The sequence below is a fragment of the Clostridium cylindrosporum DSM 605 genome, from assembly GCF_001047375.1.
Classification (GTDB): Bacteria; Bacillota; Clostridia; order Clostridiales; family Caloramatoraceae; genus Clostridium_AB; species Clostridium_AB cylindrosporum.
Genome location: NZ_LFVU01000011.1, coordinates 1 through 15,850, shown reverse-complemented (window position 1 = coordinate 15,850; position 15,850 = coordinate 1). Strand labels below are relative to the sequence as shown.

Annotated in this window: 15 protein-coding genes and 1 other annotated feature; of the genes, 10 read left to right on the top strand and 5 right to left on the bottom strand. The window is 31.4% G+C overall.

Features of this window, described 5'->3' with window-relative positions; genetic code table 11:
- Window positions 1–6 precede the first annotated feature (6 nt).
- The gene (locus CLCY_RS05125; protein WP_048570069.1) at window positions 7–420 is read right to left on the bottom strand and encodes a hypothetical protein; all 414 of its coding nucleotides are present in this window, start codon (window positions 418–420) and stop codon (window positions 7–9) included.
- A gap of 12 nt (window positions 421–432) precedes the next feature.
- Window positions 433–870 (bottom strand): LytTR family DNA-binding domain-containing protein, encoded by a 438-nt coding sequence (locus CLCY_RS05120; protein ID WP_048570068.1) that lies wholly within the window; start codon window positions 868–870, stop codon window positions 433–435.
- A 241-nt stretch (window positions 871–1,111) separates the two neighbouring features.
- On the opposite strand from CLCY_RS05120, the gene CLCY_RS05115 reads away from it, so the two are divergent.
- The 3 genes from CLCY_RS05115 to CLCY_RS05105 are packed head-to-tail and all read left to right on the top strand — an operon-like array spanning window position 1,112 to window position 4,361.
- Window positions 1,112–1,798, top strand: coding sequence for a polyphosphate polymerase domain-containing protein (locus tag CLCY_RS05115; protein WP_048570067.1), 687 nt, complete (start codon window positions 1,112–1,114; stop codon window positions 1,796–1,798).
- Between the two features lie 14 nt (window positions 1,799–1,812).
- Window positions 1,813–2,484 (top strand): DUF4956 domain-containing protein, encoded by a 672-nt coding sequence (locus CLCY_RS05110; RefSeq protein WP_048570066.1) that lies wholly within the window; start codon window positions 1,813–1,815, stop codon window positions 2,482–2,484.
- 11 nt (window positions 2,485–2,495) lie between these two features.
- Complete coding sequence (locus tag CLCY_RS05105) at window positions 2,496–4,361, top strand: CotH kinase family protein (protein ID WP_053083270.1); 1,866 nt, start codon at window positions 2,496–2,498, stop codon at window positions 4,359–4,361.
- 69 nt (window positions 4,362–4,430) lie between these two features.
- Here the strand turns inward: CLCY_RS05105 and CLCY_RS05100 are convergent, their stop codons facing one another.
- Entirely contained in the window at window positions 4,431–4,919 is a 489-nt protein-coding gene (locus tag CLCY_RS05100; protein ID WP_048570065.1) for a hypothetical protein, read from the bottom strand.
- Complete coding sequence (locus CLCY_RS05095; protein ID WP_048570064.1) at window positions 4,912–5,991, bottom strand: DUF2157 domain-containing protein; 1,080 nt, start codon at window positions 5,989–5,991, stop codon at window positions 4,912–4,914. Before CLCY_RS05095 ends, CLCY_RS05100 begins: the two co-directional genes overlap by 8 nt.
- 222 nt (window positions 5,992–6,213) lie before the next feature.
- Here CLCY_RS05095 and CLCY_RS05090 point away from each other — a divergent pair, with 222 nt between their 5' ends.
- The 4 genes from CLCY_RS05090 (at window position 6,214) to CLCY_RS05075 (ending at window position 10,844) form a co-directional block, all read left to right on the top strand.
- Entirely contained in the window at window positions 6,214–7,029 is an 816-nt protein-coding gene (locus tag CLCY_RS05090) for a ZIP family metal transporter (RefSeq protein ID WP_048570063.1), read from the top strand.
- A 148-nt stretch (window positions 7,030–7,177) separates the two neighbouring features.
- Window positions 7,178–8,167, top strand: a complete 990-nt coding sequence (locus CLCY_RS05085; RefSeq protein WP_048570062.1) for an anti sigma factor C-terminal domain-containing protein — start codon at window positions 7,178–7,180, stop codon at window positions 8,165–8,167.
- 283 nt (window positions 8,168–8,450) lie between these two features.
- Window positions 8,451–9,215: a GntR family transcriptional regulator gene (locus CLCY_RS05080; RefSeq protein ID WP_048570061.1), complete on the top strand. Its 765-nt coding sequence runs from the start codon at window positions 8,451–8,453 to the stop codon at window positions 9,213–9,215.
- A gap of 291 nt (window positions 9,216–9,506) precedes the next feature.
- Window positions 9,507–10,844: a uracil-xanthine permease family protein gene (locus tag CLCY_RS05075; RefSeq protein WP_242844940.1), complete on the top strand. Its 1,338-nt coding sequence runs from the start codon at window positions 9,507–9,509 to the stop codon at window positions 10,842–10,844.
- A 42-nt stretch (window positions 10,845–10,886) separates the two neighbouring features.
- Here the strand turns inward: CLCY_RS05075 and CLCY_RS05070 are convergent, their stop codons facing one another.
- Complete coding sequence (locus tag CLCY_RS05070; RefSeq protein ID WP_048570060.1) at window positions 10,887–12,062, bottom strand: cation diffusion facilitator family transporter; 1,176 nt, start codon at window positions 12,060–12,062, stop codon at window positions 10,887–10,889.
- A 329-nt stretch (window positions 12,063–12,391) separates the two neighbouring features.
- Window positions 12,392–12,635: a binding site (T-box leader), on the top strand.
- Between the two features lie 130 nt (window positions 12,636–12,765).
- On the opposite strand from CLCY_RS05070, the gene CLCY_RS05065 reads away from it, so the two are divergent.
- The 3 genes from CLCY_RS05065 to CLCY_RS05055 are packed head-to-tail and all read left to right on the top strand — an operon-like array spanning window position 12,766 to window position 15,429.
- Window positions 12,766–13,752 carry an ABC transporter substrate-binding protein gene (locus CLCY_RS05065; RefSeq protein ID WP_048570059.1) on the top strand — a complete coding sequence of 329 codons (987 nt, stop codon included), beginning with the start codon at window positions 12,766–12,768 and terminating at the stop codon, window positions 13,750–13,752.
- A 48-nt stretch (window positions 13,753–13,800) separates the two neighbouring features.
- Window positions 13,801–14,643 carry an ABC transporter permease gene (locus tag CLCY_RS05060; RefSeq protein ID WP_048570058.1) on the top strand — a complete coding sequence of 281 codons (843 nt, stop codon included), beginning with the start codon at window positions 13,801–13,803 and terminating at the stop codon, window positions 14,641–14,643.
- A 12-nt stretch (window positions 14,644–14,655) separates the two neighbouring features.
- Window positions 14,656–15,429 (top strand): ABC transporter ATP-binding protein, encoded by a 774-nt coding sequence (locus CLCY_RS05055; RefSeq protein WP_048570057.1) that lies wholly within the window; start codon window positions 14,656–14,658, stop codon window positions 15,427–15,429.
- Window positions 15,430–15,850 lie beyond the last annotated feature (421 nt).

Sequence of the window (15,850 nt, the reverse complement as noted above, 5' to 3'; positions counted from 1 at the left end):
TAAGAATTATTTTGATTTGTTTTTCATCTCCTCAATTTTTAAGTTTATTAAGCTTGCGTCACATTGATTTTTAATCATTGAGCCTAAATAGATAAGAAAAAATGAAGTTACATTTAAAAAGGTCACTATTAATACACTACTAAGTGATAAGTCAAATAAATTAAAGTAATAGCCTAGTGGAAATACTACAATGAAAATATTAAATAGATTAACGACAATTAATAAAAAAGTGCTTGTAATATGAAGTTTGTTAGTAAAAAACATTAAAACCTGAACAAGTGTAGTCATAAGGAAAATCTGATAAATATTTATAACTTTAATGCTTTCTATTAGATTAAGACTTTGAATTATTGAGATTGAAAGGGTGATAAAGGTAAAAGAAATGCAATTAATTATAAAATGATATTTTAGTTTAGCCATTGCTTTCCCTCCTTATATATTAAGTTTTCTTTTAATCGCCTTTACGTAATGACGATTTATTATTTGCTTTTCTCCATTTAAAAGACTAGCTTCCATTTTTCCATTTAAAAGTGCCTTAACGCTTTTTAGTTTAAGTGTATTTAATATACAAGATTTGCTTATTCTGATAAAGCTAGTATCACCAAGTTGATTTTCAAGTTCATAAAGTTTTAAGTCACACTCATACACTGTTTTTTCGCAATAAGTAAATGTTTTATCATCTATAGATTCAAAATAATATACATCCTCTAATTGAATAGGGAAGCTTTCTCCATCTTTTCTTCCAACAATAGAAAAAAAGTAAAGACGTATTTGAGAAATTAATTTTTCTAGCTTTGGGTCTATTAAATTACACTTTATTGTGATTTCTAGTTCTTTGTTTTCAAGGGATTGATCAATTATAAGTTTCAAAACTTTCCACGTCCTTTTAAATAGAATAAGCTATGAATTAACAATAACAGGAAAAAAGTGAATTATCAATAGCACTAAAGTTAAGATGCATAAATGCTATTGTAAGATGCAAGATATATATTTTAACCCTTCTTATGGATAATTTCAGGTATCTTCATTTAGTCTTCAAATACCCATCACACAAATTAGTTAATATGAAATTAACAAGGTTTCCTGAAAAAACATTAAAGGGGGGGAGGATATGAAAGAGAAGAAATTCAGGCATGAGTTAAAGCACTATATTAATACCTCAGATTATCTAGGGCTAAAACAAAGGTTAAAGGTAATAACTACACCTGATCCACATACAGGATTTGAGGGAAAGTACAAAATACGCAGTCTTTATTTTGATAACATAAATGACAAAGCTCTTAAGGAAAAGATATATGGAATAAATAATAGGGAGAAATTTAGGATTAGGTATTATAATGATGATTTTTCCTATATAAAGCTTGAAAAGAAAAGTAAAATAAATGGGCTTTGTAATAAGGTTTCAGAAAGACTTACAAAGGAGGAGTGTGAGAAGATAATTAATGGGGACTTAGCCTGGATGAGAGAATGCATGCATCCTCTTGTAGTAGAGCTGTATGCAAAAATGAAGTATCAACAGCTAAGACCTAAGACAGTTGTTGATTATATCAGGGAGCCATTTATATATAAAATGGGCAATGTAAGGATAACCCTTGATAGTAATATAAGAACAGGAATTTACTCAAGGGACCTTTTCAATGTAAGCCTTCCAACTATAAGCGTTGATAGGAATAAGGTAATAATTTTAGAGGTTAAATATGATGAGTATATTCCGGATATTATTAGGGATATAGTTCAGGTGAATAATAGAAAATGCACTGCATTTTCAAAGTATGCAGCATGTAGAATATATGGATAATTAGGAGGATAAAAATGACTTTTAATGATGTTTTCAAATCGAGCTTTGTTGAAAAAGTATCTTCTTTTTCAATGTTAGATATGGGTATAGCCCTTGGGTTAGCCTTTATTCTAGGGCTTTTTATATTGTTTGTTTACAAGAAAACCTATAATGGTGTTATGTATTCAGGAAGTTTTGGTGTGTCCTTAATGGCGATGACACTTATTACATCCTTAATCATCTTGGCGATAAGTTCCAATGTAGTGTTGTCCCTTGGTATGGTAGGGGCTCTTTCAATTGTACGTTTTAGAGCAGCTATTAAAGAACCGCTAGACATTGCATTTTTATTTTGGTCAATATCAGCGGGTATAGTAGTTGGGGCAGGACTTATTCCACTTGCTATATTCGGGTCAATATTCATTGGAATAATAATGATTATTTTCGTTAATAGGAAAAGTAGTGATAATCCTTATATATTAGTAGTTAGCTGCATTGATGATAATGTAGAGGATCTTGTAAATAAATCAATAGAAACAAATGTCAAAAAGCATATAGTTAAGTCAAAAACAGTTTCACCTGATGGGATAGAGCTTACTGTAGAGGTAAGACTTAAGGATGCGACTACTCAGTTTGTTAATATGATAGCAGGTATTAAAGGTGTAAATAATGCTGTTTTAGTAAGTTATAACGGTGATTATATGTCCTAAGGGGTGACAAAATGATATCAAGTAAACACTTTAAAATAATTGTAGCCTTGGCACTAATTATAGGAGTGACATTTACTACATTTATTATGTTTATACCAAGGTCTAGTGAAGATTCAAAGGTTACGTCTTTTGAATATGAAACTAAGGTTTTTAATAAGGACAATATTACCTCAATTAATATAGAGATGGATACTAAGGAATGGGACAAAATGCTTAAAAACGCTACTAAGGAGGAATATACATCATGTGATGTTACGATTAATGGGACAACATTTAAGAATGTAGGAATTCGTCCAAAGGGAAACTCAAGTCTTTCCCAGGTAGCAGGTAGCAGGTCAAATAGATATAGCTTTAAGATAGAATTTGATCATTATGTAGAGGGACAAACATGTTTTGGGCTTGATAAGCTTGTTATCAACAATATTCAATCAGATGCTACATATATGAAGGAATACCTATCCTATGACATTATGAATTATATAGGTATTACGACTCCTTTATATTCCTTTACCAATGTTAGTGTAAACGGGAAAGCATGGGGGCTTTATCTAGCGGTTGAATCCCTAGAGGAATCATTTGCAAAGAGAAGCTATGGAACTTACCATGGAATGCTTTATAAACCAGAAACTATGAACGTGGGAAAAATGCAAGGCAATATGCCAATGAATAAAGCAGTAAATGGACAAACCCAAGGGGCACCACCTATGGACATGAATACTCCTATAGCTAATGGAGGTAGTGTTCCTCAGGTAAAGGAAACTAATGAAAAAGTTTCTGAAGTTAAGAAAAATGAAAGTAACAATACACAAAAAGTTGCAGATAGTGCGAATAGACAAGCTCCAGATGTCGGTGGAATGTCTAAGGGAGGACCTGGAATGGGAAGTGGAGGAGGAAGTGATCTTAAATATATAGATGAAAGCATAAGTAGTTATTCTAATATATTTGATTACTCTGTATTCGATTCTACTAAGTCAGATAAGAAGAGAGTAATAAAGGCTATAAAGAGTTTAAATAGTGGAGAAAATCTTGAAAGTTATCTTGATGTAGATGGAGTCTTAAGATATATTGCTGCAAATACAATACTTGTAAATCTAGATAGCTATTTTAGTAGCATGAAGCATAATTACTATTTATATGAGAAGGATGGAAAGATATCAATTCTTCCATGGGACTATAACCTGTCATTTGCTGGATTTCAAGGAGGAGATTCTACATCTGCGGTTAACTTCCCTATAGATACACCTGTATCAGGAGTCGAGCTATCAGAGCGTCCACTTGTATCAAAGTTACTTAGCAATTCAAGTTATAAAGAGAAATACCATGATTATCTTCAAAAAATAGTTAGTGAATACTTTACAAATGGAGTGTTTGAAAATAAGGTAAATAAACTAAATAATCTTATAAAAAATTATGTAAAAAGTGATCCTACAGCTTTTTATAAATACGAGGATTATCAAAAAGCAATACCAGCCCTTATAGAATTCGGAAAGCTTCGCTCTAAAAGTGTTCAAGGTCAATTAGATGGAAACCTTCCATCAAGTACAGAGAGTCAGAGGAAGAATAAAGATAATCTAATTAAGTCATCCTTAGATATGAATCTACTTGGATCTCAAGGCATGGGTAAGGGACCTAATATGGGAGGTAAACAAGTAGAAAACAGCAAGGATGCAAATGAAAAATCAAATAACCAGGCTTTAGATAAAGAAGTAAAAGGTAAAAATGCTAATATTCAAGGAAACGAAATGAAAAATATGCCCCCCTTTAATAATCAAAACACAGGGCTAATAGATAAAAGCCAAGTTATAATCACAGTGGTAAGTGGTGTAGCACTAATTTTGGCTTTGGTTTATGTAGTAAGATTTAAGAGAAAAAGATAAAGTTAATTAATATAAATAAAACCAGCAGATTAAATTTGCTAGTTTTATCTTTTATTTAATATGAATTTTTTATTTAGGAAGACTTGTAATTACTTCTTCAACAATAAATAAACCATTTAAAACTTTTAATTTTACATATGCTTTTGATTCTGCCTCAGGGTCCCAAGTTAATGAATTATAATTACCTAAATCAATATAAGCTTTTTTAGTTGTTTCATCAATATAATCTATCTTAGCTTTTAGATACACCCCTGATTTAGGTTTTTCATCACTTACATATTTAGTTTTATATATTTCTCCAGACCTTTCTAATTGTACATATATGATATTGTTTTTAGAGGGTCCAGAAGCTAGGTATTTTTTATAATCCTTTAATTTGCTTAAAGGTACAACATTTATACCTTTAATGTTTTCTGTGCTATTTTCTTTAAATTCAATGTAAGGCTTCTCAACAATAATTTCTTTTCCTATAGCTTTTGTTGTGAAAGGTTGTATACTGATTGCTATTAGTATTAACACAGGAATTATTAAAACTAATAGTGCTTTTATTTTATTCAACAGCTTTACCCCCCTTCTTTCTATTTTTCTCAAACCAATATCCAAAGCCTCCAAGAATTAATCCACCTATAATAAAGAACATTGATTTTGGCATAAAGTTATATGAATAGTCTGCGTAGTATCTTAATACAAGAGCACAAATAAATATAATAGATGAGATTCTTTCTTGTTTTAGTAAAATAATTAGGAATATAAAGAAGCCTACACTAAAGGTAATAGATATTATATTTGAAGTGTTTGAATTAAATATACCTTGCCATGATTCTCCTAAGGTAATATATATTCCAGATATCCCATAAAGAAGGGTTCCTACTAGTTGTAGTTCTTTATACTTTTTAAGATTTTCTACAAAAGTACTAATAATACCTAAAATGAAGAATAGTAATGCTATATATATTATGTTAATTAATAGTAAGTTACTAAATGTAATGATAACTATAAGTGGAATAATTATATTAAGTGTTTTAATAATAGGATTGTTATTTTTAACTTTAACAATCAATAAAATTATTCCTAGTATTATTAAGCTTATAAGTAAGAGCTTTAATATACTTTGATTGTAATTAGCTAGATAGAAAATAAGTAATATTTGAGAGAAGATTTTTATTATATTATCTTTAAAGTATAATCCTATAGGAATTATTCCTAGGGACCAAATAAAACAGGTATCACTAAAGATAGTAATATAATTAAACATTTGCTCAATAAGTACTATTCCTGCTCCATATATAAGACAGCCAAGGTATATAAGGCTTATACCAGTTTTAGGTGAAGTCTTATTAATTTTATATCCAACTAAATTACAACCTAATACAGCTATAGCTATATAAAGAAACTTACTTAAGTGGCTCATTTCCTTCCAATTACCTGCAACAAAGATTAAAATCCCTACCCCTATTAAGAGAGCAGATATTATTAGAATTACTCTTATAAAGCTAAAGGATTTACTAACTTGATACATATCTAAAATTTCATATTTCTTATTTGAGTCTATCTTACCTTGAGACTCGAGATAGTTTAATTCTTCATTAAGAATTTGATAATTATGTTTTCTAATAACTCTCTTTTCCACAATTTTATTCCCCCTAACATCTGCACTATATTAAAAGTATATATTAAAATTAACAATTACTGTAGTTAGGAAAGAGATTATGGACAATATATGCACGAAACTACACATATACTGCATATATTGACAACATATTCTATTAAGCATATAATTTCAATTAATAATCATTATCATATTATAATATGATAAACTAACTACTTTATTAAGAATTAGGGAGTTGATAATATGGAGTGGATAAACAATCAAAGCCCCATATTGCTAGCCTTTTTAGCAACCTTAATAACCTGGGGCTTAACAGCACTTGGAGCTTCAATGGTATTTTTCTTTAAAACCATTAATAAAAGGATGCTTAATGTTATGCTTGGTTTTGCCTCTGGAGTTATGATTGCAGCTAGTTTTTGGTCTTTACTTGCACCTGCAATTGAGATGGCAGAGGGTAAAAGTATACCATCTTTTCTTGTAGCGGCTATTGGATTTCTAGGTGGTGCAGCATTTTTATGGATAGCTGATAAGATAATTCCACATATTCATTTTGCAGCTAGAAAAGGTGAAAGTGAGGGGATTAACACTAGGCTAAGAAGAAGTATACTTCTGGTGTTTTCCATAACACTTCATAATATCCCAGAGGGTCTTGCGGTAGGTGTTGCCTTTGGGGCAGCAGCTAATGGGATGGATGGTGTAACTGTTGTTTCTGCCATGGCAGTAGCAATAGGAATAGGACTTCAAAACTTTCCAGAGGGGGCAGCGGTATCAATTCCTCTTAGAGGTGAGGGGCTATCTAGAAAAAAGAGTTTTTTATATGGACAGGCATCAGGGATTGTTGAGCCTATAGCAGGGGTTATAGGAGCAGCACTTGTTACCTCTATTCAGGCAATACTTCCATATGCACTTGCCTTCGCAGCTGGTGCAATGATTTATGTGGTTGTTGAGGAGCTTATACCCGAGGCGCAATCAGGAGACCATAATAGTACTGATATAGCGACACTAGGATGTATTATTGGTTTTACTATTATGATGATGTTAGATGTTGGACTTGGTTAAATGTGATTAAGGGACTGCCTAATGTAAGTAGATTACACTAGGCAGTCCCTTCCTGATGTGTCTTGTATTTTACTTATTCATATAAAGGACATATTAAATATACATAGAATATGTTATAAAAAGGAAAAGTGATAAATGAGGGGGAAAAATGGGACTTGATGATTTAAGTAAGGAAAATAAGAAATATAGTAGGTTTAATATAAAGGCATTAGTTATTCTAGTCTCCTCGTTAGTATTAATTTTATTTACAAGAGAGATACTTGACCCTATTATTAGTTCAGTCTTTTATAATCCAGATAAATTCGATACGAATAAATATCAAAAGCAGTTATTTCTTGATACTAGTGTATTTACGGAACTACATTATCCAGGATTTATAACAAATGGTGTTAATGTAGAGGATTTAAATTACGGAAAGTACAGAATGAGCATATATCAATGGGAAACATTTAAAGGTAGAGATGAAATAGTTACTGGTGAAATAGTTAGGGGCGAAATTAAGAATCTATCACAAAATTTTTTTAAGTCTGCTCCCGGGAATGCATTTGGAGACGCTATACTAGCTGAGTATAAACAGGATAGAAAGGCATATGAAGATATAATAAAGGAACTGGAGATTCTTCCTAGTACATCAATGGTATCCGCATATATAGCATTTAAGGAGGATAAGCCTTTAAGTGAAATTGAAAGCTTAATAAAGGAATTTAAAAGTATATATTTCTCGTGGATTCCAGTAAGGTATGGGAAAAAGGATATTGGTGTAAGTCATCAGTTAGGATTTGAGCCTACAGGTACAGGAATAATAGTAGAGGAAAGTACTGAGGATAAGAAGAAATATCCATACTTAGAACTAGCTAATGTAAAGGATAGAAATATTACAGGTGAGATAATGGGAATTCACTTTAAGACTCTGCTTAAGTACATGACTGATCAGAAGGATTATTTGGAAACATTTAATTTTGGATTTGGTGGAGAAGAGTTCTATGTTAATGCTCTAAGGTATGTAGAGAAAAATGGAGTAAAGACATACGGAGTAGTTGCACATGGAAGTCCTAAGGATATTTTAAAACTAATAAATAAAAATAAAACTTCTAATATAGAATTAGATAATGTTAAAGTATCTAGGTATTCAAAATAAAAATTTTAAAGTATAATAAAGTAGTAATCTCTAGAGGGTTTTTCTAGGGATTATTACTTTTTTTATATTTACTACATATAATATTTAGTAAATATATAGAATAAAAGAAATAATTTAGTTAAAAATATTATTATATTAGATTTTTAACTAAATGCGTAGTATAATGTTAACTTTTCTACTTATATCGACATTGACAATAATAAATTATTGTGATATTTTCAAAATAGATAATTCAAGTAAAGTAATAGGTAATACTTATTAAGTCAGAAAGGTGGGAGCATTGTTGCACGAGCATCGTCTTAAAAGAACGGCTTTGGCAGATGAAGCTAAGATATGCATACAAAGATATATTAATACCTTAAATCTAAATGAAAGTAATAAGCTTCCAAGGGAAGAAGTGCTTGCAGAGATAATAGGTGTTAGTAGAGTTACAATTAGAAGTGCCCTTAACGAATTAGCATCCGAGGGAATTGTAATAAGAAAACAGGGTAAAGGTACCTTCGTAAATACAGAGGGTTTAGAGATAAAGGTTAAGTTTAACCCAGTGTTGCAGCTAAGAGATATGATTTCCGATAGTGGATATTCTCCAAGCGTAAAGCTACTAGGTATAGAAACTATATACTGTGATTCAAAACTAGCAGACATTTTAAATATAACGGTTGGAGATCCAGTAACTGTAGCTAAGAAAATGTTTTTAGCTGATGATAGACCATGTGCTCTTTGTATAGATTACTTTGATAGAAGAGTAATTAGTGAAAAGGACTACCAAGACTCGCCAAATTACAAAAACTCAATTTTTGAGTATATATATGACAAGTCAGGGAAACAAGTTACTTGGGACAAGGTAGAAATAACTACAGAAACTAATCTACAAAATCCTGAACTTGAAAAGTATATTGACTTTAAAAAGGGAGAAGTAAAGGCATTCCTTCTTCTAAAGGGAGTTAATTTTGATGGTAATGATCAGCCTCTAGTTTATGCTAATGAATATATAGATACTGATATTATCAAATTTAATATGATAAGACAAAGAAAGATAAACTACTAGAGCTAGACGGAATACTAGCCTTTTTTTGTTTTGTAGGTCGCCTAGATAATTTTGTAAAAAAATATAAAAAATTGGATAGGATATTTATGTGGGTAAATATTTAAAAGGAAAGTCTTCTTCTAAGGTATTCTTAGGGAAGACTTTCCTTTTGTGTTTGATATTTTAGTTGAATGCTATAGAAGAATGTAGAAACTCCTGTATTTATGTAAAGAATAGTAGATATTTCTTGTAGGAATTTACATAAATGTTAAATGTAGTTTGACGATAATGTATTATTGAGGAGTTGATTTTATGTCTAATTTAGCATTAAATAAAGAGTCGATGTTTGATGAAAAAGTTACTATTGGCAAAAGGATAGTGTTAGCACTTCAACATGTTTTAGCAATATGTCCAGGTACTATTGCAGTACCACTTTTAATAGGAAGTGCCCTTAACTTAGATGACAAGACAATTGCATTTCTTGTTTCAGCAAACCTTTTTACAAGTGGTATAACAGTACTTATACAAGTAATAGGATTCAAAGGGTTAATTGGATCAAGGCTACCTATGATGCTTGGTTCATCATTTTCTCCTTTAGGTCCAATGATTTTGATTGGGAAAGAGTATGGACTCGATGCTGTGTTTGGTTCGATTATTGGATCAGCTATATTGGTATTTATAATATCCTTCTTTATGAATAAGGTTTTAAAGCTTTTTCCAAAGGTTGTTGTTGGAACATTCGTTACTTTAATTGGAATTAGCTTAGCTCCTAATGCTATAAAGGATTTAGCAGGGGGAGAGTTTTCAAGTAGTTTTGGAGATATAAAAAACCTTTTAATTGGGCTTGGAGTGTTAGCTACCATTATATTAATCGAAAGATTTGGAAGGGGTATGTTTAAAGCCCTGTCTTTAGTGATTGGTATAGTAGGAGGAACTATTTTTTCATCTCTCTTAGGTATGGTGGATTTTAAGCCAGTAATGCAAGCAGAGGTTTTTCAAATTATAACACCATTTAAATTTGGAGCACCTGAATTTAAGTTAGGATCGATTATTATTATGACGATCTTTTGTGTTATTAATATGATACAGTGTATAGGTGTATTTGCAGTTTTAGATGAGGTTACAGGACATAATACAGATAATAATTCAAAAATAAAAGGATTAAAGGCCCAGGCAGTAGGACAGTTAATATCCGGTATATTTAATTCTGTACCATCTGCCATGTATAATGAAACTGTAGGACTTATGAACCTTACAAAGGTTAAAAGTAGGTCTGTGATTATAACAGCAGGAGTAATACTAATGATACTTGGTACATTCCCAAAGGTGGCTGCGATAATAACTATGATTCCAAAGTCAGTTTTAGGTGGGGCTACACTTGCCTTATTTGGTGTGATTACATCAGCTGGATTATCTATACTATCAAGTTTAAAGTTCTATGAAGATAATAACTTTACTATAATAGGTACAAGTTTTGCTGTTGGTGTAGGAGTAACCTTTGCACCGAAAATATTTCATCAGATTCCTGAAACTCTAAATATGTTATGTACAAATGGACTATTTATGGTTAGTATAACATCCATAATACTTAATTTAGTCCTAAACTATAAGCCAAAAAGTAAGATAAAAACACATGAAAAAGTAGCATGATACAAATAGTCCCCACTAGGTAAATACCTAATGGGGACTACTTTAATAGTGTTTATCTACTGTTATTATACAATTGTACTGAGGATTTATGTCATGAATAGCACTTGAAATATCATCTTTAAGTTGGTCTTCTGATGAAACCTTATCAAGATTAATAGTGTCTACAACAATATCAAAGATTAGATTCTTCTTATCGCCCTTACCAACAACTCTAAAGTCATGCATGGATTTTATAAATGGATTATACTTAATAATCTTATTAACTTCGTTTTTAACCTCTGCTACTTCCTCTGTATCAACGGAAATCGGATCCATATGTATAACCAAGTGAAGATCAAGGTTCTTGCTTATCTCTCTTTCCGCTCTATCTATAACTTCATGGATAGTCATAATATCAATGTTTGCTGGTATCTCTGCATGTATAGATGCCATAGTTCTACCAGGACCATAGTTATGAATTATTAAATCATGTACTCCTGTTATGTGGTTGTATGAAAGAAGACTATTTTCTACTTCCTTTATAAGCTCCTTATCAGGTGCATCTCCAATAAGTGGGCTTAGTGTTTCTTTTGTTAGAGAGTATCCTGCATATAGAATAAATAATGCAACAAGCACTCCTATATATCCATCAATAGGGAATGCAGTAAATCTTGATGCAAATAGTGAAATAACTACAACCGAAGTTATAAAAACATCTCCAATAGCATCTGTAGCTGTAGCTTTTAATGATGACGAATCAATTTTATTCCCAAGACTTCGGTTAAATATACCTAGCCATAGTTTAAATATTATTGAAACAGCTAAAAGTATAAATGGTATCCACTCAAATGCTACTGGTTCAGGATTCATAATACGATTAATAGATGTTTTTATAAACTGGAATCCTACAAGCATTACCATAAATGAAATAATCAATGCTGATATATATTCAATTCTTCCATGACCATATGGATGGTCTCTATCCGCGGGTTTGCTTGCCATTTTAAAGCCAATAATTGTTATTATAGATGATGCTGCATCTGATAAGTTATTAAATGCATCTGCAGTAACTGCTACAGAGGATACTACAATACCAACTATTAATTTGAGAACAAATAAAGTAACGTTTACGATGATTCCAACTATTCCAGACAGAAACCCTACGTTGTTTCGTATCTTTTTGTTTTTATAATTTGTATTTCCCTTAGTAGCTATTTTTAATAATAAATTAGTTAACATAAAATAAAGCTCCTATAAAAATATTTTTTTAAAGCCTAATAATAGACTAGCATTCTTTAAATATGCTTAAAATAATAAAAGGTTTAATATACATAACTATATTATCCCTCATACAGTTTTATATTATCATGGAGATAATGATATGTCTAATATTTCAAGAAACATATTAATAAACTAGAAATGGTATTATTCGTTACATTAAAGAAGAATCATAAAAATTCATAGAAAAAACCTATAATTAAGTACCACTATATAGAAAAAATATAATTGAAAGTAATTGGAAAATGAATTAGTATTTGACTATACCATAATCCTAAATTAATAAGATTTTAAACATGATGATTAGGAAAAGTAGGTTAAGTGAAGCATAACAGAGAGGAACTACTATGCTGAAAGAGTTCTATGATAAATCTTAGTTGAAGTGCCCCTAGGAGTGTTAAGCCGAAGTTAGTAGGCGGTTACGTTTGTCCGCGTTATAGGAATAGGATCTGTTAGGATCTGATAGAGATTATTTAGGATTTTCCTAATATAAATCAGAGTGGAACCGCGGAAGTATTGACTTCTGCCTCTGTATGTACAGAGGCAGAAGTTTTTTATTTTTTAGCCTATATTTTTTTACCCTTTGAGGAAGAAAATCGATAGGTTTTATATGGTATGAATGTTTTAGGGTTAAGTATGGGTATAGAAAAAAGGGGGTACTTTTATGAAATTTAAGTCTTTCATGATACTTATAATGGTTGCGGTTTTAACACTGGTTATTTTAGCTTCATGTGAAAGTAAGGAAACATTTAAAGAAGGAAAAGCTCCTAGAGTCATAAGAATTGGAGGAATAAAAGGTTCAGGTGAAGTTGCAATAGCTAAGAATAAACAGCTTTTCGAAAAGGAATTTCAAAAAGAAGGAGTTCAGATACAATACACATATTTTGATCATGGACCTGCTATGATTGAATCATTTATAAGTGGAAAAATTGACATAGGAACACTAGGGGATCAGCCTATAATCACTGCAATAGGTAAAGGTCTTAATGCAAAGATAATAGCTAATCAAGATTCAGGATATGACTTTCAAGGACTTCTTGTACCTAAGGATTCACCTATAAAGTCAATTTACGACCTAAAGGGTAAGAAAATAGCTACTACAATTGGAACTGTAAATCATCATCTACTTAGTTTATACCTAGAAAAGGCGGGAATTAAGCAAAGTGAAATTCAGTTAATTAATGTTAAGTTTGCAGACTGCTTAAATGCAATAGAAACTAATAATGTTGATGCAACAGTTGTTTCTGAACCTCAATTATCCCTTGCACAAAGCAAAGGAGTAGGAAAGGTTATAGAAACAGGCAGGGGATATAAGAAAGTGGTAGGTGTTATTGCAGCAAGTGATGACTTCACTAAGGAATATCCAGACATAACAGCAAGAATACTGAAAGTATATGATAAAGCTAGAAACCTTTATCTTAATGGAGATGAAGAGGCAATTAAAATAGCTGCAGCAGAGTCTTTATTACCTAAAGACATAATATTAAAGCTTTCAAAGAATAGTAAGAAAGGACTTGCTATAACAGATGACAATATTAAAGAATTTAAATCAACTTATAACTTCCTAAGAAAATCAAAGGTACTTCAAAAGGATGTAGATATAGAAAAGTTTTATGATAGAAGCTTTTTAATTAAAGCTGGCCTAAAATAGTAACTTTATTTTAGAACTATAATTATAAATCTATAAGGGAGAAATGGCATGGGGGAAATAATAACAGGGACTAAGAAACCTGATAAAAAACAAATAAATAAGGTCAAAGCACCTAAGTCTAAAAAGGATATAAATAAAGGAATTATAAACCTTGGAATTGTAACTCCTTTAGTAATAATACTTCTATGGGAGGCTTTTTCAAGGCTAGGATATATTAAACCTTTGATTTTACCTTCACCTAAGGATATATTTATAACTTTTATATCACTGGTTAAGTCAGGAGAACTTTTAACTCATATGTCTATAAGTCTTTTCAGAGTTGTACAAGGTTTTTTTATAGGTGCTCTACTTGGAGTTATCGTTGGAACATTAATGGCATTATTCAAAAAGGTTAATGAAGCACTAAGTAGTACTTTAAGTTTTTTAAGGCCTATTCCAATTATTGCGTGGATGCCTGTTCTTATTCTATGGATGGGAATTGAAGAGGGTTCAAAGGTTAGTGTTATAGCTATAGGAACATTTTGGCCAGTTCTTATAAATGTTATCCATGGTATAAAGTCAGTTGATATTAAATACCTTGAGGTTGCAAAGGTTCTAGAAAAAAGTAAGAAGGAAACACTTTTTAAGGTTGTTTTCCCTGCAGCACTTCCTGCTATATTTACAGGTATTAAGATAGGGGTAAGTACAGCCTGGATGTGTGTAGTTGCAGCTGAGTTAATATCATCTGCTTCAGGGATAGGATATAAGATAATGTATAGTAGGGAAATACTTCAACCAGCGGATATGTTTGTAGGAGTTTTTTCAATAGGTGTAGTTGGTATATTAGTTGATAAGGGAATTAAGTTAGTAGAAGCAAAGACATTAAAGTGGAATGTAAATATTAAAAACTAGGGAGGTGAGGTTATGACTAATACTATTAGGATAGAGTCATTAAGCAAAGGATTTGAGGTAGAAGGTAAGAATATAGATGTATTAGAGGATGTTAATCTTACTGTGAAGCCAGGAGAGTTTATTTCTATAGTAGGGGCAAGTGGTTGTGGCAAAAGTACACTTTTAAGATTAATACTAGGACTTGAAGATGACTATGATGGGAAAATTCTACTTGGAGATAAGCTTATAGGGAGGCCTAGTGTAGACAGAGGAGTTGTATTTCAAGAATCAAGATTATTTCCGTGGCTTACTGTAGAGGAGAATATATCCTTTGGATTTAGAGATAGGGTTAATGAAGTTCAAAGAGAAAAGCTTATTAAGCACAATATTGAACTTGTTGGACTTAAAGGGTTTGAAAAGGCATACCCTCATCAACTATCAGGGGGAATGCAGCAAAGAGCAAGTATAGCGAGGAGTCTTGTTAATAACCCTAAGATACTTCTTCTTGATGAACCATTTGGGGCATTAGATGCAATGACTAGAATTAACATGCAAAAAGAAATACTTAGAATATGGGAAGAGGAGAAGACTACAATGATTATGGTTACCCATGATATAGATGAAGCTGTATTTCTAGGGGATAGGGTGGTTGTAATGTCTAGTAGGCCAGGATCTATAAAGAAAATAGTAAAGGTAGAGCTTCCAAGGCCAAGGGATCGTAGTAGTCTTGATTATGCAAGGGTAAGAAAACAGATATATAATGAGTTTTTTAAAGAGGTCGAGGTTAATATAGAATATCAAATATAAACGGACCTCTTAATTCTTAGAAGTTGTATAAAGGAATTTAGAGCTGCTTATAGAAGTGAGTATATCAAAAGAGGTTAGTTATTGGATAAACAACTAATAAAGTTGTAGTATAGGAGAGAGGGCGTTATCTGATTACTACAGCTTTATTTTATAATACATCCACTATATAATGTATAAAAAGGCAGTAATTATAATATATATAATAACAACACAACCAGGAGTGTCATATGTCGTAAAAACTAGAAAGTAATCGTATAAGAAAGAATAGTTAATATAATTAATTTATACTATTGTTTTTAAGTAAATAGATTTTTTCTAATAGTAGTAAGATATATCTTGTCGAGAGGGAAACCAAACGACGAGACATGCGCCTTTAGCTCAGTTGGATAGAGCAACGGCCTTCTAAGCCGTGTGCCAGGAG

What these genes read in the sequence shown, in the direction of transcription:
- CLCY_RS05125 (WP_048570069.1), bottom strand. Translation starts at nt 420, where the DNA reads ATGGCTAAACTAAAATATCATTTTATAATTAATTGCATTTCTTTTACC.
- CLCY_RS05115 (WP_048570067.1), top strand. Translation starts at nt 1,112, where the DNA reads ATGAAAGAGAAGAAATTCAGGCATGAGTTAAAGCACTATATTAATACC.
- CLCY_RS05110 (WP_048570066.1), top strand. Translation starts at nt 1,813, where the DNA reads ATGACTTTTAATGATGTTTTCAAATCGAGCTTTGTTGAAAAAGTATCT.
- CLCY_RS05105 (WP_053083270.1), top strand. Translation starts at nt 2,496, where the DNA reads ATGATATCAAGTAAACACTTTAAAATAATTGTAGCCTTGGCACTAATT.
- CLCY_RS05090 (WP_048570063.1), top strand. Translation starts at nt 6,214, where the DNA reads ATGGAGTGGATAAACAATCAAAGCCCCATATTGCTAGCCTTTTTAGCA.
- CLCY_RS05085 (WP_048570062.1), top strand. Translation starts at nt 7,178, where the DNA reads ATGGGACTTGATGATTTAAGTAAGGAAAATAAGAAATATAGTAGGTTT.
- CLCY_RS05075 (WP_242844940.1), top strand. Translation starts at nt 9,507, where the DNA reads ATGTCTAATTTAGCATTAAATAAAGAGTCGATGTTTGATGAAAAAGTT.
- CLCY_RS05070 (WP_048570060.1), bottom strand. Translation starts at nt 12,062, where the DNA reads ATGTTAACTAATTTATTATTAAAAATAGCTACTAAGGGAAATACAAAT.
- CLCY_RS05065 (WP_048570059.1), top strand. Translation starts at nt 12,766, where the DNA reads ATGAAATTTAAGTCTTTCATGATACTTATAATGGTTGCGGTTTTAACA.
- CLCY_RS05060 (WP_048570058.1), top strand. Translation starts at nt 13,801, where the DNA reads ATGGGGGAAATAATAACAGGGACTAAGAAACCTGATAAAAAACAAATA.
- CLCY_RS05055 (WP_048570057.1), top strand. Translation starts at nt 14,656, where the DNA reads ATGACTAATACTATTAGGATAGAGTCATTAAGCAAAGGATTTGAGGTA.